Genomic DNA, 18,630 nt, shown 5'->3' with positions numbered 1-18,630 from the left:
TTTGAGGATAGGGACCTTTGACCCCTTTGCACCCTTTGGACCCTTTTTGATTTTCCAATTCTCTCTATTTTCTGGACCTTTAGACCCTTTGAACCCTTTGAAAATGAGTAAAAGAAAGAAAAAACAAGGATCGGGAGACGGGTATATACATGATACGCGCTTATAAACGGGCCTCCCGATCGTCCTTTTTGGTTTTTCCGACGAAATTTCAAAGGGTCGAAATGTCCCAAAAGGTGGGCCGGACGGTATGAAGGCAAAGAAAAACCCCGCGTCACGACTTCACGTTCTGCGGGGTTTCCTTGCGGGGGATGTGTTCGGGAAGCAGAGTTCAAGAGTTGGCTGCCCGGGCCATGCTTTGATCGTTCAGGATGTGACTGACATCAGCCAGATAGAGTTGGCGGGTGCCTTCGTGGACGGAATCGATGCAAACGCGTTTGTTGTCGTGGCTCCAGCGTGGATGCAGGTCACAGCGATTGTGCTTGCCCAGATCCGGCGGTGTGAAGAAGGAGCCGATATCGTGGCGGGTCTGGCTGTGGGTGTCGAACAGGAAGAGGATGCGCTCGTTGGTATTGGCATCGGGATAGGTGTCCGACAGGATCCAGCGCCCATCGCGTGAATAGGTCATATGGCCATTTTCGGTCAGAATGTCCGGCCCGATGATGTCCACCTTGCCCGTTGCATCATGATAGAGATGGTAATGGATGGCGCCATCATGAGGGCCCCAGACGATGATTTCCTCATCGGACTTCCACATGGGATGGGAGATCTGATATTCGGATTTTTCATAGTCAAAGGTGCCGACTGCATTGGCGTCGAAATCCGCTGCCAGTTGCGGCAAGGGATGGTCGGAGCATTCCAGAAGGCGCAAGTCGCTGCCATCACCATTCACGGTGAAGAGGCGATGCAGGAAGCAGGTTTCATCCTCCACGCGCTCGGTCCAGCGATGGATGAAAAGGAAGCGACTGCCAGATGGATTGGCTTCCAGATGGGTGATCCAGTGAATGGCCTTGTCCATGGAGGGGCGGGGATCAAAGGCACGCAATTGTGCCAGACTGAGGATCAATTGATAGTCGCCGCTTTTGATATCCATGCGATAGATTCCATCATCCGCCGGAGCCTTTTCCAGCTGTGGTTCCTGATGAGATGCCGGATAGCCGATGGTTTTATGGGTCACCATGAAGCGAGAATAATTGACGCTCAAGGCATAATGCCCGTCCGGGGATAGCACATAGACCGGCAGCGGAAGGGTGCGTGTCTCGCCATTGTCCAGATCATGCAGCTTGGAACAGAAATCCGGATAGGGGGTATCTCGATCCGAGCTGTCAGTGCGGGCGTTATAGATGATGCGGTTTGAATTGCCGACCCATTGCAACTGGCTGCCCATTTGCCAATTCCAGGTGGTGGTTTGGCCAATGGCGTGAAACTGATCATTTGCTTCCAGATCGAAATATCCCAGCGTGGCTTTTTCCTTGCCGGTAATGTCTCCGGTGAAACGGTCCACGCGCTGCGCCAGCAATCGCTTGTCCTCACGGTCGAAATTCGACTTGTTGTAATATCCGAAAAAATGGTGGGCGCTGGCGTCGCCAACGCGGCGGATCAAAGTGGGGGAGGTCATGCTGTTCTTTCAAAAGGATCGGGCAAAATACTCGGGCAAAAGCGCGGGTGCACCTGCCCGATGGCGGGCAAGCGCAAGTCTTGAAAAGAGGGTGGCCTATTTCTGGAATTTGATTTTGGTGGCGGCCAGTTCGTTGAAGTCGTCATCTGTCGCGGACAGGGTGAAATCACCTGCGGCAACCAGCTTTTTCTTGACGAAGCGGCCATAGGACCATTGGGTGTTCCAGTTGCCTTTGGCATCTGCCACTGGCTCTGGCTTCAGGGCATAGCCGATTTCCGAGGTTACGCCGTCTGCAGTGGTGAAGAGCAGCAGCACCGGCTCATTGGCCTTGAAGCCAGAGCCGGAAATTTCCAGCATGCCTTTCTTGTCCAGTGCGGCAGAAGCGGGGACTTTCAGCTCTTGCGCGGCCAGGCTTGAAGACATGGCAACAAGCAAGCCCAGAGTGGTGATCGTCAGAGTGCGGTTCATTTTATCGTCTCCCTTTTGATATGATTTTAGCTATCGAGCATGTGAGAATTGCGCCGGTGCTGAACCACGCCCTGATAGAGGGCAAAGGCGCACAGGATGAGCAAGACAATGCAGATTGGCCGCGTGACCAGTTGCATCAGGAAGGCCGGAACATTGCCGCTGACCAGCGCCAAGGAGCGCGCCAGCTCGCCTTCTGCCAAGGTGCCAAGCACCAGTCCAAGCACCAGTGGTGCGCGCGGCACGGCGAAGAAGTTGAAGCCGAAGCCGATGATGCCAACGGCCAGCATGATCAGGATGTCTTCGACTGAGCCGCGAATGGAATAGGAGCCGATCACGGCAAAAGCCAGAATGCAGGGGGCGAGAATTTCCCGCGGGACCGTGATGACCTTGGCGCAATAGCGGGCAAAGATCAGTCCGACCGGAACAAACAGGATATTGGCCAGCAAAAGGCTGAGCATGAAGCCATATGTGATCCCGGCATTGAGGGTGAAAAGATCAGCACCTGGACGCAGGCCATGGATCATCAAGCCGCCGAGCAGCACGGCTGTTACCGGATTGCCGGGAATGCCAAGGGTGAGAAGCGGGATCAGCGTGCCGCCGGTCACCGCATTGTTTGCAGTTTCACTGGCGATGACGCCATCTGGCGCGCCGTTGCCGAACTCTTCCTTGTTATGTGCGGCGCGTTTTGCAGCATCATAGGAGAGAAAGCCGCCAACACTGCAGCCAACACCGGGAATGATGCCCACGATGATGCCGATCAGGGAGGAGCGCAGGATATTGAATTTGCGTCTCAAAACCTCGCCCAGATAGGAAAAGGGACCGCGATCTCCGCTGATGCCGGTTTGGGCCACCAATGTGGTTTTGCCGCTCATCATCGAGATGACTTCGGGGATGGAATAGAGCCCGATCAGGGACACCACCATCGGAATGCCGTCATAAAGTGATGGCTGGCCAAAGGTGAAACGCAACTCGCCTGTCAGCGGATGAGAGCCGATGGTGCTGAGCAGCAGACCCATTGCCCCGGCGATCAAGCCTTTCGACATGGCCCCGGCAGACAGGGATGCGATGACGGTGATGCCAAAGACCGCCAGCAGGAAATATTCGGGCGAGCCGAATTTCAGCGAGAATTCAGCCAGCGGTGGGGCCAGCAGCAATAGCGCAATGACGCTGAGCAGACCACCAATGCTGGAGCCAAAGGTGGCCAGTGCCAGCGCCCGGGTGGTTTCGCCCCGTTTGGACATGGGATGCCCATCCAAAAGAGTGGCTACGGCGGCAGGTGTTCCGGGAATATTGAGGATGATGGCGCTGATGGACCCGCTATAGGTGGAGGCCAGATAGATGCCGCCCAGCATGGCCAGCCCGGCTTCGGGGGGCATGGAGAAGGTCAACGGGATGAGAAGTGCCACACCCATTGTGCTGGTCAGTCCCGGAAGGGAGCCGATCACCACGCCGCCAATGACACCGATGGTCACTGCGAACAACGCCATTGGCGTCATGAGGGCATCAAACCCGAGCAGAAGATTGTCTAGCATCTGATAGTCCTCAGATCAGCTCGAAAAGAAGGGCCTCAGGCGGGTAAACACCCAGGAACCAGAAGAAGAGGAAATACAAAAGGCCGGTCAGTCCCAGCGCCACCGGCAACACCAGCAAGGGGCGCCGTTCGCCGGAGATCACCATCGTCAGGGACAGAAACAAAAAGGTAGCCAGTGGGAAGCCCACCACGAGCATCAGTCCTGTATAGGCAAGGATGCTGATGACCACCTTTGCAAAGCCTGCCAGATCCGCCAGGTCTCTGGATTTTTCAGCTTCGGCATCTGCGGTGGGGTCCGCAGATGCTTTCAGTCTGTTGATGCCCAATGTCACCGCCAGAATGGCTATGAATATGGCCAGTAATTGCGGGAAATAGGCCGATGCGGGCTGATAGCTGAAACTGGTTATCAGCACCGCAGAGGCCGCGATAAAGGTTAGACTGCAAAACAGGATATCTTTGCTGCGTTCATTGAACATGATCACGGCCTTCCCGGTTGGTTATTGCAATGTCGGTTACTTCAGCAGCTCGACATAGCCGCCAATGCTTTTCTCGGCTGAGGACAGATAGTCGCCGAATTCAGCTGCGCTCATATAGGTCAGAGGCAGGCCCAGACGTTCGATATGGGCGATGAATTTCGGATCATTGACCACATCCTTGAAGGCTTTTTCCAAAACGGCCTTTTGCTCAGGCAAGACACCTTTTGGCACCGCGACACCGCGCATGGATGCGCCGATATTCTGAACCTCGGTGCCGGAAGCCTCCGCGATGGTTGGTACATCCGGCAGATAGGGATAGCGCTTGGCGGCAAAGACGGCGAGTGCGCGCAAGCGTCCATCTTTCACCTGACCAGTGGCAGAGCTGGCAGAGGGCACGGAAGCATCCACCTGTTTGCCGATGGTTGCGGTGATGGCAGGGCCGGAGCCGTTGAACGGAACAAAGTTTACATCAATGCCAAGCGCATCTTCTGTCACCACCAGCTGGAGCTGGTTGTTTGATTGTGGCCCGTCACCGCCCACGGTCAGACCGCCCGGCTTGGCTTTGGCTGCTTTGGCAAAGTCGGCAAAGGTCTTGTAGGGGCTGTCGGCAGGTACTGTCAGAACAACCGGATCCAGTTGGATATTTCCGATGGGTTCGAAGTCAGACATATTGAACGGCACATTCTCGCGCAACATCTTCACCAGAAAAATCGACGGGATATTGATGAAGCCGATGGTGTAGCCGTCATTCTTGGCACGTGCCAGCGCCGAAAAGCCAACCTGACCGCCCGCGCCGGGCTTGTTGCGGATGATCAGTCGCTGGCCAAGATGCTTGTTCATGTAATTGGCCAGAATGCGCGCAGCGGTATCGGTGCCGCCACCTGGCGAATAGGCAACAATCATACTGACGGGCTTTTTGGGATAATCATCTGCCATTGAAAATGTGGTGCTGGCAACTGCCATTGCAGCTCCGATCAGGATTGATTTCATTGCGGCATACATCGGCTTCCTCCTGGTTGGTGCACATTTTTCATGAAATGTACTTTTATGCATACAATCATAAACATTTTGAAAAATCAATCGTAATGTTCTAAAAGTGATCCCAGATAGATGCAGTCGATGAAAATGCCAGCACATCAGTGTGTTAGGGTTATTTAAAGTGAGTTCGGATATCCATGTCAGCCGAAAATTCAGATTTGCCCTTGGCAGAAAAAGTGTATCGCCAGCTTCTGGAGGACATTCGCGAAGGGCAATTTCATCCCGGAGAGCGCATCAAGGAAGCCTCGATTGCCAATCGATTGGGCATCAGCCGTACGCCGGTGCGCGAGGCCATTCGCCGGTTGCAGTCAGAAGGGCGCGTCACCATCGAGCCGCAGCGCGGGGCTGTGGTGGCCGAGCTGGATCGGCTGGAAATTTCCGAGCTGTATCTCTTGCGTCAGCAATTGGAGGGCATTGCCGCGCGCTTTGCTGCGCAGCATGCATCTGATATGGAAATCGAACAGATGCAGGTCATTCTCGACAGGGCGCATGGCGAGAATGCGGACAAGCGGGCGCTGAATCAGGGCAATTGGGATCTGCACAAAGCCATTTTCTATGCCGCGAAAAACCGCTTCCTGCTCAAGACCTTCAATGCCTTGAGCGATGATCTGGCCTTGCTGCGTGGTGCCCGATATATCCCGCAAGGGCGACCGGCGGAATTGTATAAGGAACACAAGGCCATCGTCGATGCCATCCGCGCCCGGGACCCGGACCGCGCAGAACAGGCTGCGAAAGATCATATCGAAAGCTCCTATCGCATCCATCTGCAAATCGCGTTCGAGATGTGATATCCGCGTTGCAAAGGGCGGAAGATAGCATTCTTGCAAAAGAAAACCCCATGTGATCAGCACGGGGTTTTGTTGCGGGGGATGACAGAGACAAAGTCTAGTCCTTCATGTCTTCCAGTTCCTGCTCGTTCCAATAGCCAATGAGGATGCCGACCTTGGCTTCGCCTTTGCTGGCATTGCGGCCACCAATGTCTTCGTCGGACATGGTGGTGCGCTGGTTTGTGCGGCGGCACCAGTTAAAGAACAGCCGCTCCATTTTTTGGCACTGATCGGCATAGTCCGGCAGGCCCCCCAGATCTATCCGCTCATCAGGGTCATGCTCCAGATCGAACAGCATGGGACGGAAACCCTCGGCATAGATATATTTCCAGCGACCATCGAATAGCATGGTGAGTTTGGCATCCGCCACTTCCACGCCAAGGCGGGTGCGGACATCGCGCATGGAATAGTCATATTCCGAGACGGCAAAGTCGCGCACTTTGCTCACGTCGCCATGCAGCACCGGCAAAAGGGATTTGCCTTCCAGAATATGGGGCACTTCCTTGCCGCCATAAAAATCCAATATGGTTGGCACGATATCGATGGCTTCGATCAGGGTATCGCTCTTGATGCCTCTTGTGGCGTCGGCCTCGGGGCTTGGATCGACCACGATCAGCGGAATGCGTGAGGACGGATCATGGAACAGCTCCTTTTCGCCCATCCAGTGATCGCCAAGATAATCGCCATGGTCGGAGGTGAAGATGATCATGGTGTCATCGCTTAGGCCCTTCTCGTCCATGAAACGCATCAGCTCGCCGATCTGATCATCGAGCTGTTTGATCAGACCCATATAAGCGCCAATTACGCGGGTGCGGACATGGTCTTGCGAGAAAGCGCGGGAGACGCGCTCTTCCATGAAAGCGCCAAAGACCGGATGCGGATCTTCGCGCTCGGCCTCGGATTTGACCACCGGCATATGGGTGTTTGGCCCATACATGTCGTGGTAAGGGGCTGGCACGATATAGGGCCAATGGGGCTTGATATAACTAAGATGCAGGCACCAAGGTTGGTCGCCCGCCTCATTGATGAAGTCCATTGCCCGGCGGGTGATGTAAGGGGTCTCGCTTTGCTCGTCCGTTGCGCGGGCCGGTTTGTCGGCATGTTCCATGAACCAGCCGCTGAGGATATTGCCCTCGTCATCTTCGGCGCTGTTGGCAACGCTGTTCCAAGGATTCTCATCCTGCCAGCCTTGCTCTTTCATGTAGCTATCATAAGCCTCATTGCGGGCATAGCGGTTGCCGTCCGGGTGAAGGCCGTCTTCGCGCTCAAAGGGTTCGAACCCGCATTCGGAGACCAGTACGCCGATGGTGCTGTCTGGTGCCAGGCCAAGGCGGCGCATACCTTCGGCATCAGCTGTCATATGGGTCTTGCCGCAGAGCGCGGTGCGCACACCCATCGGGCGTAGATGATCACCAAGGGTCATCTCGCCGACTTTCAGCGGGATATTGTTCCAGGTCGATCCGTGCGAGCTGACATAGCGACCGGTATAGAAGGACATGCGCGATGGGCCGCAAATGGGAGATTGCACATAGGTGCGATCGAACAACATTCCGCGCTCGGCCAGCTTGTCGATATTGGGAGTCGCTAAGTGCGGATGTCCGGTGCAGGACAGATAATCCCAGCGCAGCTGGTCGCACATGATGAAAAGAACATTCTTGGCCATGCGATGTGTTCCAAAGTCTTTGGTTTGGCTTGGTAATTCTGGGCCAGCTCTCTCCTCCTCCCAACCACCCGACATGGTGCCCTGATAGACGATTGGGAGGAGGAGAGGGCTGGATTTCTATTTACAGCGCGTTCTGAGAAAAGTTGCAGACTTTTCGGATAAGAATTCGCTTATACGAGCATCTGACCGGGGCGGAGGTTGCCCCGGCCAGACTTTCCTGTCGGCTCCTTCTCTCTGGAAAGATGAGAACCGAGGATTTCTGTCTTGGTTTTAGGAAACGGGCTTGGCCGCATCCGGAATGGTGACGCCAAGCTCGGTCAGGGCGCGATAGGCCCCGGCATGAAGCGGCAGATTGATGTCGGCAACGGCGGCCTCCGGGGTGACGACTTCCAGCCATGGGGAGGAGCCTTTCAGATCGGCCACGCCGGCATAGAAAGCCTTGGTCATTTCATAGATCATGTCGTCGCCAGCTTTCTCGTTGGTGACCACGCCCACGGTGACGCCAAGGGTGGTGACATCGCCTTCATTGACCTGGTTGTCGCCATAGACGCCCTTTGGCAGGGTGGTAGCCTTGAAGCCCGGACGGCGGGTCAGCTTTTGCACGCCTTCTGTCTTCAGCTTGTCTGCCGGGATGCCAAGGAAGCGAATCTTGTTTGTGACCGCAATCTGCGTCAGAACCGGGCTTGGGGCATTGGTCGGATTGCAATAGACATCGAGATTGCCATCCTGAAAGGCAGCGGCGGCTGCATCCCAGCCCAGTTTCACCGCTTCATAATCCTCGCCTTCTTCCAGACCTGCAACGGCCTTGAACAGGCGCTTCATGGTGGTGAAGGCGGCCCCGCCCGGAGGGCCGAGGAAGACGCGTTTTCCCTTGGCGTCCGCAATGGATTTGATGCCGGAGGAGTCATAGACCGCGATGTGATAGAGACCCATGGGGAAATTGAAGACCGTGCGCAGTTTGGTGACCAGTTCCGGGGCCTGCTTGATCTTTTTATACATGGCCAGATTTTTGCGCATCAAGGCATGGATGGTGGGAGAGGACATGCAGAACATGCTTTTGCCCATGGCGACTTCCAGTACATGGCGGGTGGCGGCACCGGTGGCATTGACCTGAATTTCATAGTCTGGCAGCTGCTTGTTAACGATGCTGGCAAACATGGTCATCACAAGGTTCGGGCTGGTGCCCGGGCCAAGGGTCGACATGCGCAGCAGCTCTTTGGACAGGGCCATATTGGGAATGAGGCTGGCTGCCGTCATGGCGGTTGCGCCCTTGATGAGGGTGCGCCGGGTCAGGACTGGTCTGGTCATTTGGTTTCTCCCATTTTATCACTGGATTTCAAAAAGAGGTTCATGGCTCCATCATCAAAGAGCAAAAGAAGAAGGGTGGCCGCGGTCGCGATCCAGGAGACAAGCGGGCCAAAGAAAAGAAGCGCAGCTGCCAGACCCAATCCGACGGGGATCATGTATTGCTTATCAGTTCGTGGATAGCAGGCCCGCGAGATCATCAGCACAGAGAGCAGAACGAAGAGAATGGATTGAGCTGATTGCGCCAGCTCATATCCGGTGCCAAGCAAAAGCGCTGGCTGATAGACAAAGGCAAAGGGAATGACAAAGCCGGGCAGGGCGAGACGAGAGGCCTCGAACGCCGTTGCCATGGGGCTGGCTCCGGCCCCGGCTATGGGGGCGGCGGCAAAGGCGGCCAGCGCTACGGGCGGTGTCACGGCAGAAAGAACCCCGAAATAGAGCACGAACATATGAGTATGGACGATGGGGATGCCCAATTGCTGCAAGGACGGGCCCATGATCAGCACGATGATCAGATAGGCGGGCACGGTTGGCATGCCCATGCCCAGCATCAGGCAGGCGACCGCCATCAAGACCAGTGAGATGGCGAGATGCCCATCGGCATAGCTGGAGACAAGAGAGGCGAAGCGCAGACCGACGCCGGTCATGTTCAAAACGCCAATGACCACACCAACGGCGGCGACAATCACCACCAATTGTGCCGAGATCAGCCCGCCAAGACGAAGGAAGCGGAGCCAGCCCTCGCCATCCAGCAACAGATCTGGTCGAATGGCAAAGCCGAGAATGGCGGCGGTGATCAGCCCGATGAAACCTGCATAAGCTGCCGAGAGGCCATTGACCATGGCCACCACGATGGCAGTCAGGGAAAGGACGAAAACGGCTATTTGCGCCAGTTCGCGCCAATCGAAGGAGATGGGCTCGACCGCTGTTTCCTTTGGGGTCAGGCTGCGGGCGGCGCTGGAAATGGCCATGAAAAGGCCACCATAATACAGCGCGGCAGGCACCACGGCGGCAAGGCAGATGGCAAGATAGGGCACGCCGGTGATATCGGCCATGATGAAGGCCACCGCCCCCATGATGGGCGGGGTGATCTGCCCGCCAGATGAGGCAGCAGCTTCCACGGCGGCGGCGAATTTTGGTTTGAAGCCATGTTTCTTGATCAACGGAATGGTGATGACCCCGGTGCCGACTACATTGGCCACCGCACTGCCGGAAATGGTGCCGAACAGGCCACTGGCAATGGTGGCGGCCGCCGCGGGGCCGGAACGCAAGCCGCCGGTAGCTCTGAGCGCCAATTGCACCAGCACCCGGTCGATACGCAAAAGCTCCAGCACCGCACCGAATAGAATGAAGATGAGAATGGTGGCGGTGACCGTCGCCATGGGACGGCCAAAGACACCGTCAAAGGAGAACCACAGGACCTGGATGATTTCTTCGGTCGAGATGCCCGCATGGCGCATCAGGCCCGGGGCCATGTGTCCAAACAGACCATAGAGAAACAAGGAGCTGGCAACCACGGCCATGACAGAGCCAACGGCGCGTCTGGTCAGCTCGATCACCGCGATGATGCCAAGGATGCCGAACCAGATATCCTGACTGGTGAGGAAGTAAAGCCCGGTTTCGATCTCTTCGGAGGCGCGGAAATATTGAAAGACCGCCAGACCCAGCAGACAGGCGACAGCGAGTGACAGGATGCGATAGAGCAGGCTGCCCTTGGTGTAATCATCTGATAATAGCAGCAAAAGGCTGCTGACCAGCAGCATTCCGACCCGTAGGTAAGAGTCATTGAAGACGCCGAAAACGGAGACATAGAGAATGGTCGAGACAATGATCAGCGACAGTGATTGAGCCGTCACCCGGCGCGCCGATGAAGCGATATTGGTCAATTTGGTTCCTCCCCACGCATCTCACCAAAACCCTCATTCTTATTTTTCAGTTGAAGGTTTTTGGTGCATCTGCGATGGAGGGCAGTCTAGGATGGAATGCGTATAAGCACGAATGGGTGTTTCATTAGATGAAACGCACTTTGAAAAAACAGGATCAGTCTCGACGATGAGCCTCACTCTCAATCGATCCGTTTTGCGGGCCATGGATATTTTGAATGTGATTGCCGAACATGGCCCTTCGTCGCTGGCGGCGCTGGCTGTTCGTACCGGTTTGCCCAAGGCGACCATCTTGCGGCTGTGTGCCACGATGGAGAGCCAGCGTTGGCTGGTGCGCCGGACCGGAGACGGCGTCTATCAGATTGGCTCGGGCATGCCGGGGCAAGGGCAAAAGGTCGCCGGTTTTGATCTGCTGGTCGAAAATGCCAAGGATATCATTCTCGATCTGTCGCAAAAGACCGGACTGGCAGTGGATCTAGCCAGTGATCTGGGCAATGGCAGGATTGAGATTATCGACACCACCCGTTCTTTTGATACCCACGGCATTTATCCCTATTGCATCGGCTTTCGCCCGTCGCCCTTCTGTTCGGCTCTTGGTCTGGCCTTCCTTGTGGCCTTGCCGCAAGAGGATTTGAAGGCTGCTCTGAAAGATCTGTCCAAACATGCCATGAAGACGGAATTGCCAGCGGTTCATCGCTTTGATGTGCTTGTCAGGCAGATCCGTGCCAACGGCTATGCCCAGCGCGAAAAAGGCCATTGGGGAAGGGCAGTTGATTACGGGGTCATTCCTGCGGCAATTGCCGTGCCGATCATACAGGATGGCAGGCCCATTGGTGCGCTCAATCTGGTTTGGGCCGAGAAGAATTTTGCGATAGACAATGTGGTTAATGAATATTTGACAGATCTGACGGCAGCTGCGCATAGAATTGCTCTCAAGTCCAATGTAGTGGGGCGTTTATAGAAAATTTTTCACTATCTGAAGCTTTGCTATATTGCCAATGTTCAAAGATGTTTTGCTTGTTTCAGATCGATCAATCTTTATATTATTGATCACATTGCTGAATTGTCTTGGTTTTTTCAGTGAAATTGTTCGTTTGTTCTGATATTTTAATCATTATACAACAAAATAGTGTAATTGTTTGGCTATGTTTTACCAAGCGACGCTTGAATATTACCTGCGTTGAAGGATAGGCCCGTTATTCTGATGAGTGGTCAATATGACAGTCAATAAGCAACAGTCTGGATCAGATCTTGTTCTGCCCATCGGCAAGGCGTTGGCCAGTGTCGGAGGAGGTTTGGGCAAACCTGGTTGTGTGCATGATGATACGTTTCGCAGAGCTTTTCAGGCGCTTTTGAGTGTCTCGGAACCTAGCCAATCGATTGATACTTTTCTTGCCAAATGTGTCGAACAGATCTCCGTGGCTTATGGCAGTCGTTATGCCTTCATCGGCAAAGTACAGGATTTGAACGACAGAAGTCATATAGAGACGATCTCTTGTTTTGTTGATGGTGAGCTTACGTCGAATATGGTCTATCCGCTCTGTGGTTCCCCTTGTCAGGAAGTGTTGCAAAAAGGTGAGCTGTATGTGGATGAAGGGCTCTGTGCGAGATATCCTGATGACGAGCTTTTACAGGATATGGGACTGGCGAGTTATTATGGCAGTGTCCTGAAAGACAGTCAGGGTACGGCGATTGGTCTTGTGGTTATTTGTGATACTGAGCCGCTGGATCTGAATGACTGGAATCTGCCACTTTTGCGTTTGTTTGCCGAGCGGATTTCCCATGAGATCGAAAGAGAGCTGATTGAGCAGGAATTGCGCCTGTCGTCGAGTGTGTTTCAAAACAGCCATGATATTGCTGTCATCGTGCAAAATGACTGGAAGATCATCAAGGCCAATCGTACCTTTGAGACCATGACCGGCTGGAGTGAGAGTGATGCGCAAGGGCAGCATATCTTCCTGTTGCGCTCGGACCGTGAAGATGACGAATTTTATCGTGCATTGACCATTCAGTTGCTCAAGACCGGTTTCTGGTCCGGCGAGTTATGGGTCAAGCCCAAAAATGGCAAGATTTTTCCCGTTGACTGCACCATCAAAGGTGTCGTGGATCCCTCTACCGGGGAAAACAAACATTATATCATGATCTTCTCGGATATTTCGGAGCGTAAATATGCCGAGGAGCGGATCAATCGTCTGGCCTATTATGATGCGGGGACTGATTTGCCCAATCGTACGCATTTTCAGGACGAGTTGAAGAAGGTTCTGAGCCAGCAACGTGACAAAAGTGCTCGTTTCTCCGTGATGTTCATGGATCTGGATGGTTTCAAGGCTGTCAATGATCGCATGGGCCATGCCGCTGGAGATCAATTGCTGCGCGAAGTGGCTGATCGTTTGCGCGCTCTTCCTGGCAGGAATGCTTTTGCTGCTCGTCTGGGCGGTGATGAATTTGGCATATTGGTCAGATATTCGGACAGGAATAGCAGTATTGTTCTAACCAGTGACCAGATCGCCAATCAGATCATTTCTGCCATTGGGCACCCTTACGAGATTGAAGGGGAGCCAGTCAGAATTTCCGCTTCCATTGGCGTAGCCCTTTATCCTGATCATGGCGAGGAAAGCAAGACCTTGCTGCGTAATGCCGATCTTGCGACCTATTATGCCAAGTCCGAGGGGCGCAACAGAGTGGAGTTTTTCCATGATGCGCTTTGCGAAAAGGCCGATTGTGAAGCGGCCATGATGGCGTTGATGCATAAGGGATTGAGGGAAGATCAGTTCTTCATGGTCTATCAATCCAAGCATTCCGCCAATGATGAACGCGTTGTGGGAGCGGAAGCCTTGATGCGTTGGCGTCTGGATGATGGAACCATGATCAGTCCGGGGCAGTTCATTCCGGTTGCCGAAGAAACCGGTCAGATTTGTGAATTGGGCCAATTTGCCTTGCGATCTGTCTTTGAGCAATTGGTCGCCTGGGAAGGTCTGGAAGGTGCGCCAGAACGGGTTTCAATCAATCTGTCCGGTCGACAATTGATGTCGCCGATTTTCCTGTCCCGCCTGGAAGACATGGTCAAGGAGACCGGTGTGAATACCAAACGGGTTGAGTTGGAGATCACCGAGACATGGCTGATGGAGGATCCGGATCATTCGGCGCGGCTCTTGAAAGCGCTTAAAAATCTCGGCTTTTCGCTGTCAATTGATGATTTTGGTGTTGCCTATTCCTCGATGAACTATCTGCGCCATTTCCCGGTTGACGTCATCAAGATCGATCAGTCCTTCGTGAGAGACGTGATGAGTGACAAAAGTCTGGTTGCCATCATTTCCGCCATTATCGCCATGGGCCATAGTCTGGATCTGAAAGTGCTGGCTGAGGGCGTCGAGAATAGAGACCAGCTGGAATTGTTACGCGCTTTGGGGTGTGATGAAATTCAGGGCTATTATTTCTCACGACCTGTCGAGGCGGACCGGCTGAAATTCGTGCATTCGGTTGCAGCTGCTTTGAGTGCATAGTTTAAATTGAAATTTTCTATGTGAAACAATGATTTAGTGTAAATTAATCTTTGGTTGGTAACTTATCCGGAAAAGATCTGGTGAGTGGACACAGCTTTGTCATACGCATATTTTGACCATCTCACCGATGCCGTGATGATTTTGGCATCTGACCGACGATTGGTCTATCTCAATCAGAGCGCATCGGACATCCCTCGGGAAGACTTGTCGGCCATATTTGAGGCGGCTGAGAAGCAAAATATATGTGAACTGACCCTCTCGACGCGCAGCTGGCTTCTCTATTCCTATCCGCAAGACGACACCATCATCATTATTTGCAAGGCCGAACTTGGGCTGGATCAACGGGTCCAGCGCGTGAAAGCCGAATTTTCTTGTCAGGTGCAAAATGGTGTGGAAGCGCCAGAAGCGGCGGCCCGTCTGTTGTATCGCGAGCTTGGCTGGAAATGGATTGCTGTGGCTCATTATCTGGATGATGAGCGCTTTGAGATCGATGCCTTTCTGGAAGAGGGTGCACTTTATGGACCGATCATTCTGGATATTGCCGATACCCCTTGTGAAGTGGTGCGTGATGCGCAGAATTTCGTCTATCTGAACAATGTCGGCAAACGTTTCAAGGCGGCAGGTGAACTGGGCGCGCAGAATTATGCCGGACTGGTTTATCGCGCGCCCTGTGGCAAGGAAATCGGCCATATCTATATGCTGCATGATAGCGAGGATGTCGATATCTCAGCCACCAGCAGCATCATGGGCGTGCTTTGTACCGAGCTTGGGATTTTCCTGGAGCTGGAAAATGCCAAACAGGAGCTGGTGACCAGCCGGGAAATGTCGCTGACAGATCCGCTGACCGGCATCGGTAATCGCCGTTCTTTTGATGCAGATTTTCCCATGCGTCTTGAGGATATCAAACAAAGTGACGGTGATTGCGCCATTGTTTTTCTGGATCTGGATGGCTTCAAGATGCTCAATGACAAACATGGTCATGAGGTTGGCGATCGGGCGCTGATCAGGATTGCCGAAAAAGCCAGCGAGCTGTGTAGCTCAGATTGCAAGATCTATCGCTATGGCGGGGATGAGTTTGTCATTCTATCTTCCCGGCCCGCGCGCTGGCGCGGCAAAATGCTCAATGATATGCGGTCCATGTTGCAGGATCATCTGATCCATGCGGGCTTTGACTGTCTTGGTGTCAGCCTTGGCGCTGCCACTTATCGCGAAGCGGGTGGTGACAAGGAACAGATGCTGCGCCTTGCCGATGAGCGTATGTATGAAGACAAACGTCAGCGCAAGGAAGCCGAGCAAGTCGTTTGATGGCGGTATGTTTTCCCGTCACCTTCTTTTCCCTTTCCTTTTCTGTTGTATTTGGGTAACAGGCCTTCAAAACCAGTCCGTATCGGGTTGTGTTGGTGGAAAGTCTGGTGCTAGATGACGGCGGATTTTGAGAGAAGGGATTTTATGTACAAGTCTTCTAACAATGAGTTTGTGCTCTGCCCGGCATCGGTTCTCGTCGGTGCCCATGGGACGTTTGAACGTCGATAGACAGTCTGGCGAGACCAGACCATATCGCGGTGAATTGAATTCACCTTGAATGGTCCGGCTTTTTGCTGGTGCGAATCTTTTTCATTGGATTGTGAGGCAATCCAATGAGACGCGCATTATCGAGTTTGAGCGGCCATCTTCGGCAGCAAAATCTTTCGATCCATATTTCTCTGAAGTAACAAATAGAAACGGACCCGGCGCGTCTATTGCGTGATGGTTTCGCTTGCTGGCATCTGCATGTCTTGTAGTACCTGCTTGTGAGCTGACGCATCTGCACGGCTTATGGTCCGTACCAATTCGAGATTTTTGTCTGCCTTTTCATCCTCTTGATGAAGAATGGTAGAAAAGTGAAACACGCTAGCAAGACCGTACGTAATACCTGGAACAAACACGAAAATTCAAACCACAAACGCAAAGGCAAACAGCATCGACAGAAAAGATGGCAAGTGCTCAACAAGCCCTTTCGCTGTGCGAACTGTCGGCAAATGATCTTCCCAAGCGATGGCATCGGCACTGTCCATCGCAATCATTGCCCAAGTTGTCTCTGGTCCTTGCATGTCGATACCAAGCCGGGCAACCGGGCCTCTGACTGTCAGGGGCGTATGGAGCCCATTGGCTTGACCTTCAAGCATAATGGCTTTGACAAATATGGTCGCCCAAGGAGTGGCGATGTGATGATTGTTCATTCCTGCAAATGCTGCAGCGAGATCAATATCAACCGCATCGCCGGAGACGATTGCACCGATGGCATCTTTGCCTTGCTGGACAAGCAGGAAACCCTGCCGCCACACACCAAGGCTCTGATTTCGAAGGCGGGCGTCAGTCTGATCTCTGACCAAGAGCTGCCCCAATTGCGCACTGCCATCTTCGGCAAAAGCAATATGGAGGGTGTTTTCTAATCAAAGAGTCCCCTTGCGATGTAACTTCGTAAGGGGACTTTTCTCTTTCATCTGATGCTGGCTTTTATTGACCGGCGAGAATCCAGCGAGAGGCTTTTTCGGCGATCATGATGATCGGCGAGCTGGTGTTGCCGCTGGTGATTTCGGGCATGATGGAAGCATCCACCACACGAAGGCCACCAATGCCTTTGACGCGCAAATGCGGATCGAGCACTGCGGTGGGGTCGTCTTCCTTGCCCATTTTAACGGTGCCGACCGGATGGAAGATGGTGCTGGCAATGTCGCCCGCCAGTTTGGCCAATTCCTCATCGCTTTGATATTGGATGCCCGGCTTATATTCGATTGGCTCATGGTGCTGCATGGCGTTTTGACCCATGATGTCGCGAACCTGGCGCAAGCTGTCGGCGGCGATCTTGCGGTCTTCGTCTGTATCCAGATAATTTGGCGCGATTTCCGGTGGTTCTGAGGGATCGGCCGATTTGATGCGGACATGGCCACGGCTGGTCGGGTTCAGATTGCAGACCGAGACGGTGATGGCCGGGAAGTCATGCAGGTCTTCGCCGAAGGCTTCCAGACTGAGCGGCTGGATGTGATATTCCAGATTGGCATGTTCCTTGTCCGCGTCCGAGCGGGTGAAAGCACCAAGCTGGCTGGGGGACATGCTCATGGGGCCGGAGCGTTTGAACATATATTCCAGCCCGATCTTGACCTTGCCGACAAGGCTGTTGGTCAGGGTGTTCAGTGTGCGTGTGTTGCTGACCTTGTAGATGGCGCGGATTTGCAGATGATCTTGCAGATTTTCACCAACGGCTGGTGCGTCCAGCACGATATCGATGCCTTTGGATTTCAGCAAGTCAGCTGGGCCAATGCCGGAAAGCTGCAGGATCTTTGGGCTGTTGATGGCACCGGCAGAAAGGATGACCTCTATTGTGGTGCGAATTTCGATCTTGCTGCCATCCTTGTTTATGCGCGCGCCAGAGCAAATGGCCTTGCCATCTTTGCTTTGCGCAAAGGTCAGGCTGTCGACCGTGGATCTGGTCCAGATGGTCAGGTTGGGGCGGGACTTGATGGAATTGAGGAAAGCCTTGGAGGCATTCCAGCGCCAGCCCTTGCGCTGGTTCACATCGAAATAGCCAACGCCGCTATTGTCGCCAGCATTGAAATCATCTGTCTTTTCAATACCAGTCTGTTCGGCAGCATCGGCGAAACTGTCCAGCACCTCCCAGCTCAAACGTTGCTTCTCGATGCGCCATTCGCCGCCATGGCCATGCAGATCGGAGAAATTGCTGCCATCTGCTCTTTTGGGATCGGCTCCATTGTCCAGACGATAATGGTCTTCATGGGCCTTGAAATCTTTCAGGCAGTTTTCCCAGTTCCAGGCATCCTCGCCGGTCAGTTTGGCCCAATTATCATAGTCGCGGGCCTGACCGCGCATATAGATCATGCCATTGATGGAGGTGCAGCCGCCCAAGGCCTTGCCACGGGGATAGATCAGGGTGCGACCATTCAGGCCCTTGGCTGGTTCTGTTTGATACATCCAGTCTGTGCGTGCATTGCCGATGCAATAAAGATAGCCGACCGGAATATGGATCCATGGATAGGTGTCCGGGTCGCCAGCCTCGATCAGAAGGACCCTGTTGTCAGGATTGGCGCTCAGCCTGTTGGCCAGCAAACATCCGGCTGATCCTGCCCCCACAACCACATAGTCGAATTCTGATATCGCGCTCATAGCTATCCTCCATCCCTTGCTCTTTTAGGTCGCATCGCCAGCCCTCTCCCCCTCCCAAACCACCCGTCATGGTACCCTCGTGGGCGGGGTTAGGGAGGGGGAGAGGGCTCGGCTCAGGACTTTAAATTCAGGCTTTTGAGATTTACGAAGAGTGGAGCGA

Annotated in this window: 14 protein-coding genes; 5 read left to right on the top strand and 9 right to left on the bottom strand. The window is 53.8% G+C overall.

Annotated features, from left to right (window positions below):
- Window positions 1-328: 328 nt before the first annotated feature.
- The 5 genes from CRO57_RS21225 to CRO57_RS21205 all read right to left on the bottom strand — a co-directional run bounded on the left by CRO57_RS21225 (window position 329) and on the right by CRO57_RS21205 (window position 5,092).
- The gene (locus CRO57_RS21225) at window positions 329-1,615 is read right to left on the bottom strand and encodes a hypothetical protein (protein WP_097155530.1); all 1,287 of its coding nucleotides are present in this window, start codon (window positions 1,613-1,615) and stop codon (window positions 329-331) included.
- A gap of 96 nt (window positions 1,616-1,711) precedes the next feature.
- Window positions 1,712-2,083, bottom strand: coding sequence for a hypothetical protein (locus CRO57_RS21220; protein WP_097155529.1), 372 nt, complete (start codon window positions 2,081-2,083; stop codon window positions 1,712-1,714).
- Window positions 2,084-2,109: 26 nt separating this feature from the next.
- Window positions 2,110-3,615 carry a tripartite tricarboxylate transporter permease gene (locus CRO57_RS21215; RefSeq protein ID WP_097155528.1) on the bottom strand — a complete coding sequence of 502 codons (1,506 nt, stop codon included), beginning with the start codon at window positions 3,613-3,615 and terminating at the stop codon, window positions 2,110-2,112.
- 10 nt (window positions 3,616-3,625) lie between these two features.
- Window positions 3,626-4,090 carry a tripartite tricarboxylate transporter TctB family protein gene (locus CRO57_RS21210; RefSeq protein WP_097155527.1) on the bottom strand — a complete coding sequence of 155 codons (465 nt, stop codon included), beginning with the start codon at window positions 4,088-4,090 and terminating at the stop codon, window positions 3,626-3,628.
- Window positions 4,091-4,126: 36 nt separating this feature from the next.
- On the bottom strand, window positions 4,127-5,092 hold the full coding sequence (locus CRO57_RS21205) for a Bug family tripartite tricarboxylate transporter substrate binding protein (protein ID WP_097155526.1): 966 nt from the start codon (window positions 5,090-5,092) through the stop codon (window positions 4,127-4,129).
- Window positions 5,093-5,265: 173 nt separating this feature from the next.
- On the opposite strand from CRO57_RS21205, the gene CRO57_RS21200 reads away from it, so the two are divergent.
- The gene (locus tag CRO57_RS21200) at window positions 5,266-5,916 is read left to right on the top strand and encodes a GntR family transcriptional regulator (RefSeq protein ID WP_210200964.1); all 651 of its coding nucleotides are present in this window, start codon (window positions 5,266-5,268) and stop codon (window positions 5,914-5,916) included.
- 97 nt (window positions 5,917-6,013) lie between these two features.
- Here CRO57_RS21200 and CRO57_RS21195 read toward each other — a convergent pair whose 3' ends face one another.
- From CRO57_RS21195 to CRO57_RS21185, 3 genes are all read right to left on the bottom strand, one after another.
- Window positions 6,014-7,618 carry an alkaline phosphatase family protein gene (locus CRO57_RS21195; RefSeq protein WP_097155706.1) on the bottom strand — a complete coding sequence of 535 codons (1,605 nt, stop codon included), beginning with the start codon at window positions 7,616-7,618 and terminating at the stop codon, window positions 6,014-6,016.
- Between the two features lie 270 nt (window positions 7,619-7,888).
- Window positions 7,889-8,926: a TAXI family TRAP transporter solute-binding subunit gene (locus CRO57_RS21190; protein WP_097155525.1), complete on the bottom strand. Its 1,038-nt coding sequence runs from the start codon at window positions 8,924-8,926 to the stop codon at window positions 7,889-7,891.
- A complete protein-coding gene (locus tag CRO57_RS21185) occupies window positions 8,923-10,809 on the bottom strand; it encodes a TRAP transporter permease (protein ID WP_097155524.1) in 1,887 nt (628 codons plus the stop codon). The genes CRO57_RS21190 and CRO57_RS21185 overlap by 4 nt, the downstream gene beginning before the upstream one ends.
- A 166-nt stretch (window positions 10,810-10,975) precedes the next feature.
- Between CRO57_RS21185 and CRO57_RS21180 the strand changes: the two genes are divergently transcribed.
- The 4 genes from CRO57_RS21180 to CRO57_RS21165 all read left to right on the top strand — a co-directional run bounded on the left by CRO57_RS21180 (window position 10,976) and on the right by CRO57_RS21165 (window position 16,741).
- Window positions 10,976-11,767 carry an IclR family transcriptional regulator gene (locus tag CRO57_RS21180; protein WP_097155523.1) on the top strand — a complete coding sequence of 264 codons (792 nt, stop codon included), beginning with the start codon at window positions 10,976-10,978 and terminating at the stop codon, window positions 11,765-11,767.
- A gap of 256 nt (window positions 11,768-12,023) precedes the next feature.
- A complete protein-coding gene (locus CRO57_RS21175; protein ID WP_097155522.1) occupies window positions 12,024-14,309 on the top strand; it encodes a bifunctional diguanylate cyclase/phosphodiesterase in 2,286 nt (761 codons plus the stop codon).
- Between the two features lie 96 nt (window positions 14,310-14,405).
- Window positions 14,406-15,614, top strand: a complete 1,209-nt coding sequence (locus tag CRO57_RS21170; RefSeq protein ID WP_141401305.1) for a GGDEF domain-containing protein — start codon at window positions 14,406-14,408, stop codon at window positions 15,612-15,614.
- A 575-nt stretch (window positions 15,615-16,189) separates the two neighbouring features.
- The gene (locus CRO57_RS21165) at window positions 16,190-16,741 is read left to right on the top strand and encodes an RNHCP domain-containing protein (protein ID WP_210200963.1); all 552 of its coding nucleotides are present in this window, start codon (window positions 16,190-16,192) and stop codon (window positions 16,739-16,741) included.
- A 64-nt stretch (window positions 16,742-16,805) separates the two neighbouring features.
- Here the strand turns inward: CRO57_RS21165 and CRO57_RS21160 are convergent, their stop codons facing one another.
- A complete protein-coding gene (locus tag CRO57_RS21160) occupies window positions 16,806-18,470 on the bottom strand; it encodes a GMC family oxidoreductase (RefSeq protein ID WP_097155519.1) in 1,665 nt (554 codons plus the stop codon).
- Between the last annotated feature and the right edge of the window lie 160 nt (window positions 18,471-18,630).

Source organism: Cohaesibacter gelatinilyticus, assembly GCF_900215605.1.
Lineage (GTDB): Bacteria > Pseudomonadota > Alphaproteobacteria > Rhizobiales > Cohaesibacteraceae > Cohaesibacter > Cohaesibacter gelatinilyticus.
The sequence above is the reverse complement of the archived record's forward strand: the minus strand, read 5'-3'. Positions and strand labels throughout refer to the sequence as shown.

What these genes read in the sequence shown, in the direction of transcription:
- CRO57_RS21225 (WP_097155530.1), bottom strand. Translation starts at nt 1,615, where the DNA reads ATGACCTCCCCCACTTTGATCCGCCGCGTTGGCGACGCCAGCGCCCAC.
- CRO57_RS21220 (WP_097155529.1), bottom strand. Translation starts at nt 2,083, where the DNA reads ATGAACCGCACTCTGACGATCACCACTCTGGGCTTGCTTGTTGCCATG.
- CRO57_RS21215 (WP_097155528.1), bottom strand. Translation starts at nt 3,615, where the DNA reads ATGCTAGACAATCTTCTGCTCGGGTTTGATGCCCTCATGACGCCAATG.
- CRO57_RS21210 (WP_097155527.1), bottom strand. Translation starts at nt 4,090, where the DNA reads ATGTTCAATGAACGCAGCAAAGATATCCTGTTTTGCAGTCTAACCTTT.
- CRO57_RS21205 (WP_097155526.1), bottom strand. Translation starts at nt 5,092, where the DNA reads ATGTATGCCGCAATGAAATCAATCCTGATCGGAGCTGCAATGGCAGTT.
- CRO57_RS21200 (WP_210200964.1), top strand. Translation starts at nt 5,266, where the DNA reads ATGTCAGCCGAAAATTCAGATTTGCCCTTGGCAGAAAAAGTGTATCGC.
- CRO57_RS21195 (WP_097155706.1), bottom strand. Translation starts at nt 7,618, where the DNA reads ATGGCCAAGAATGTTCTTTTCATCATGTGCGACCAGCTGCGCTGGGAT.
- CRO57_RS21190 (WP_097155525.1), bottom strand. Translation starts at nt 8,926, where the DNA reads ATGACCAGACCAGTCCTGACCCGGCGCACCCTCATCAAGGGCGCAACC.
- CRO57_RS21180 (WP_097155523.1), top strand. Translation starts at nt 10,976, where the DNA reads ATGAGCCTCACTCTCAATCGATCCGTTTTGCGGGCCATGGATATTTTG.
- CRO57_RS21175 (WP_097155522.1), top strand. Translation starts at nt 12,024, where the DNA reads ATGACAGTCAATAAGCAACAGTCTGGATCAGATCTTGTTCTGCCCATC.
- CRO57_RS21160 (WP_097155519.1), bottom strand. Translation starts at nt 18,470, where the DNA reads ATGAGCGCGATATCAGAATTCGACTATGTGGTTGTGGGGGCAGGATCA.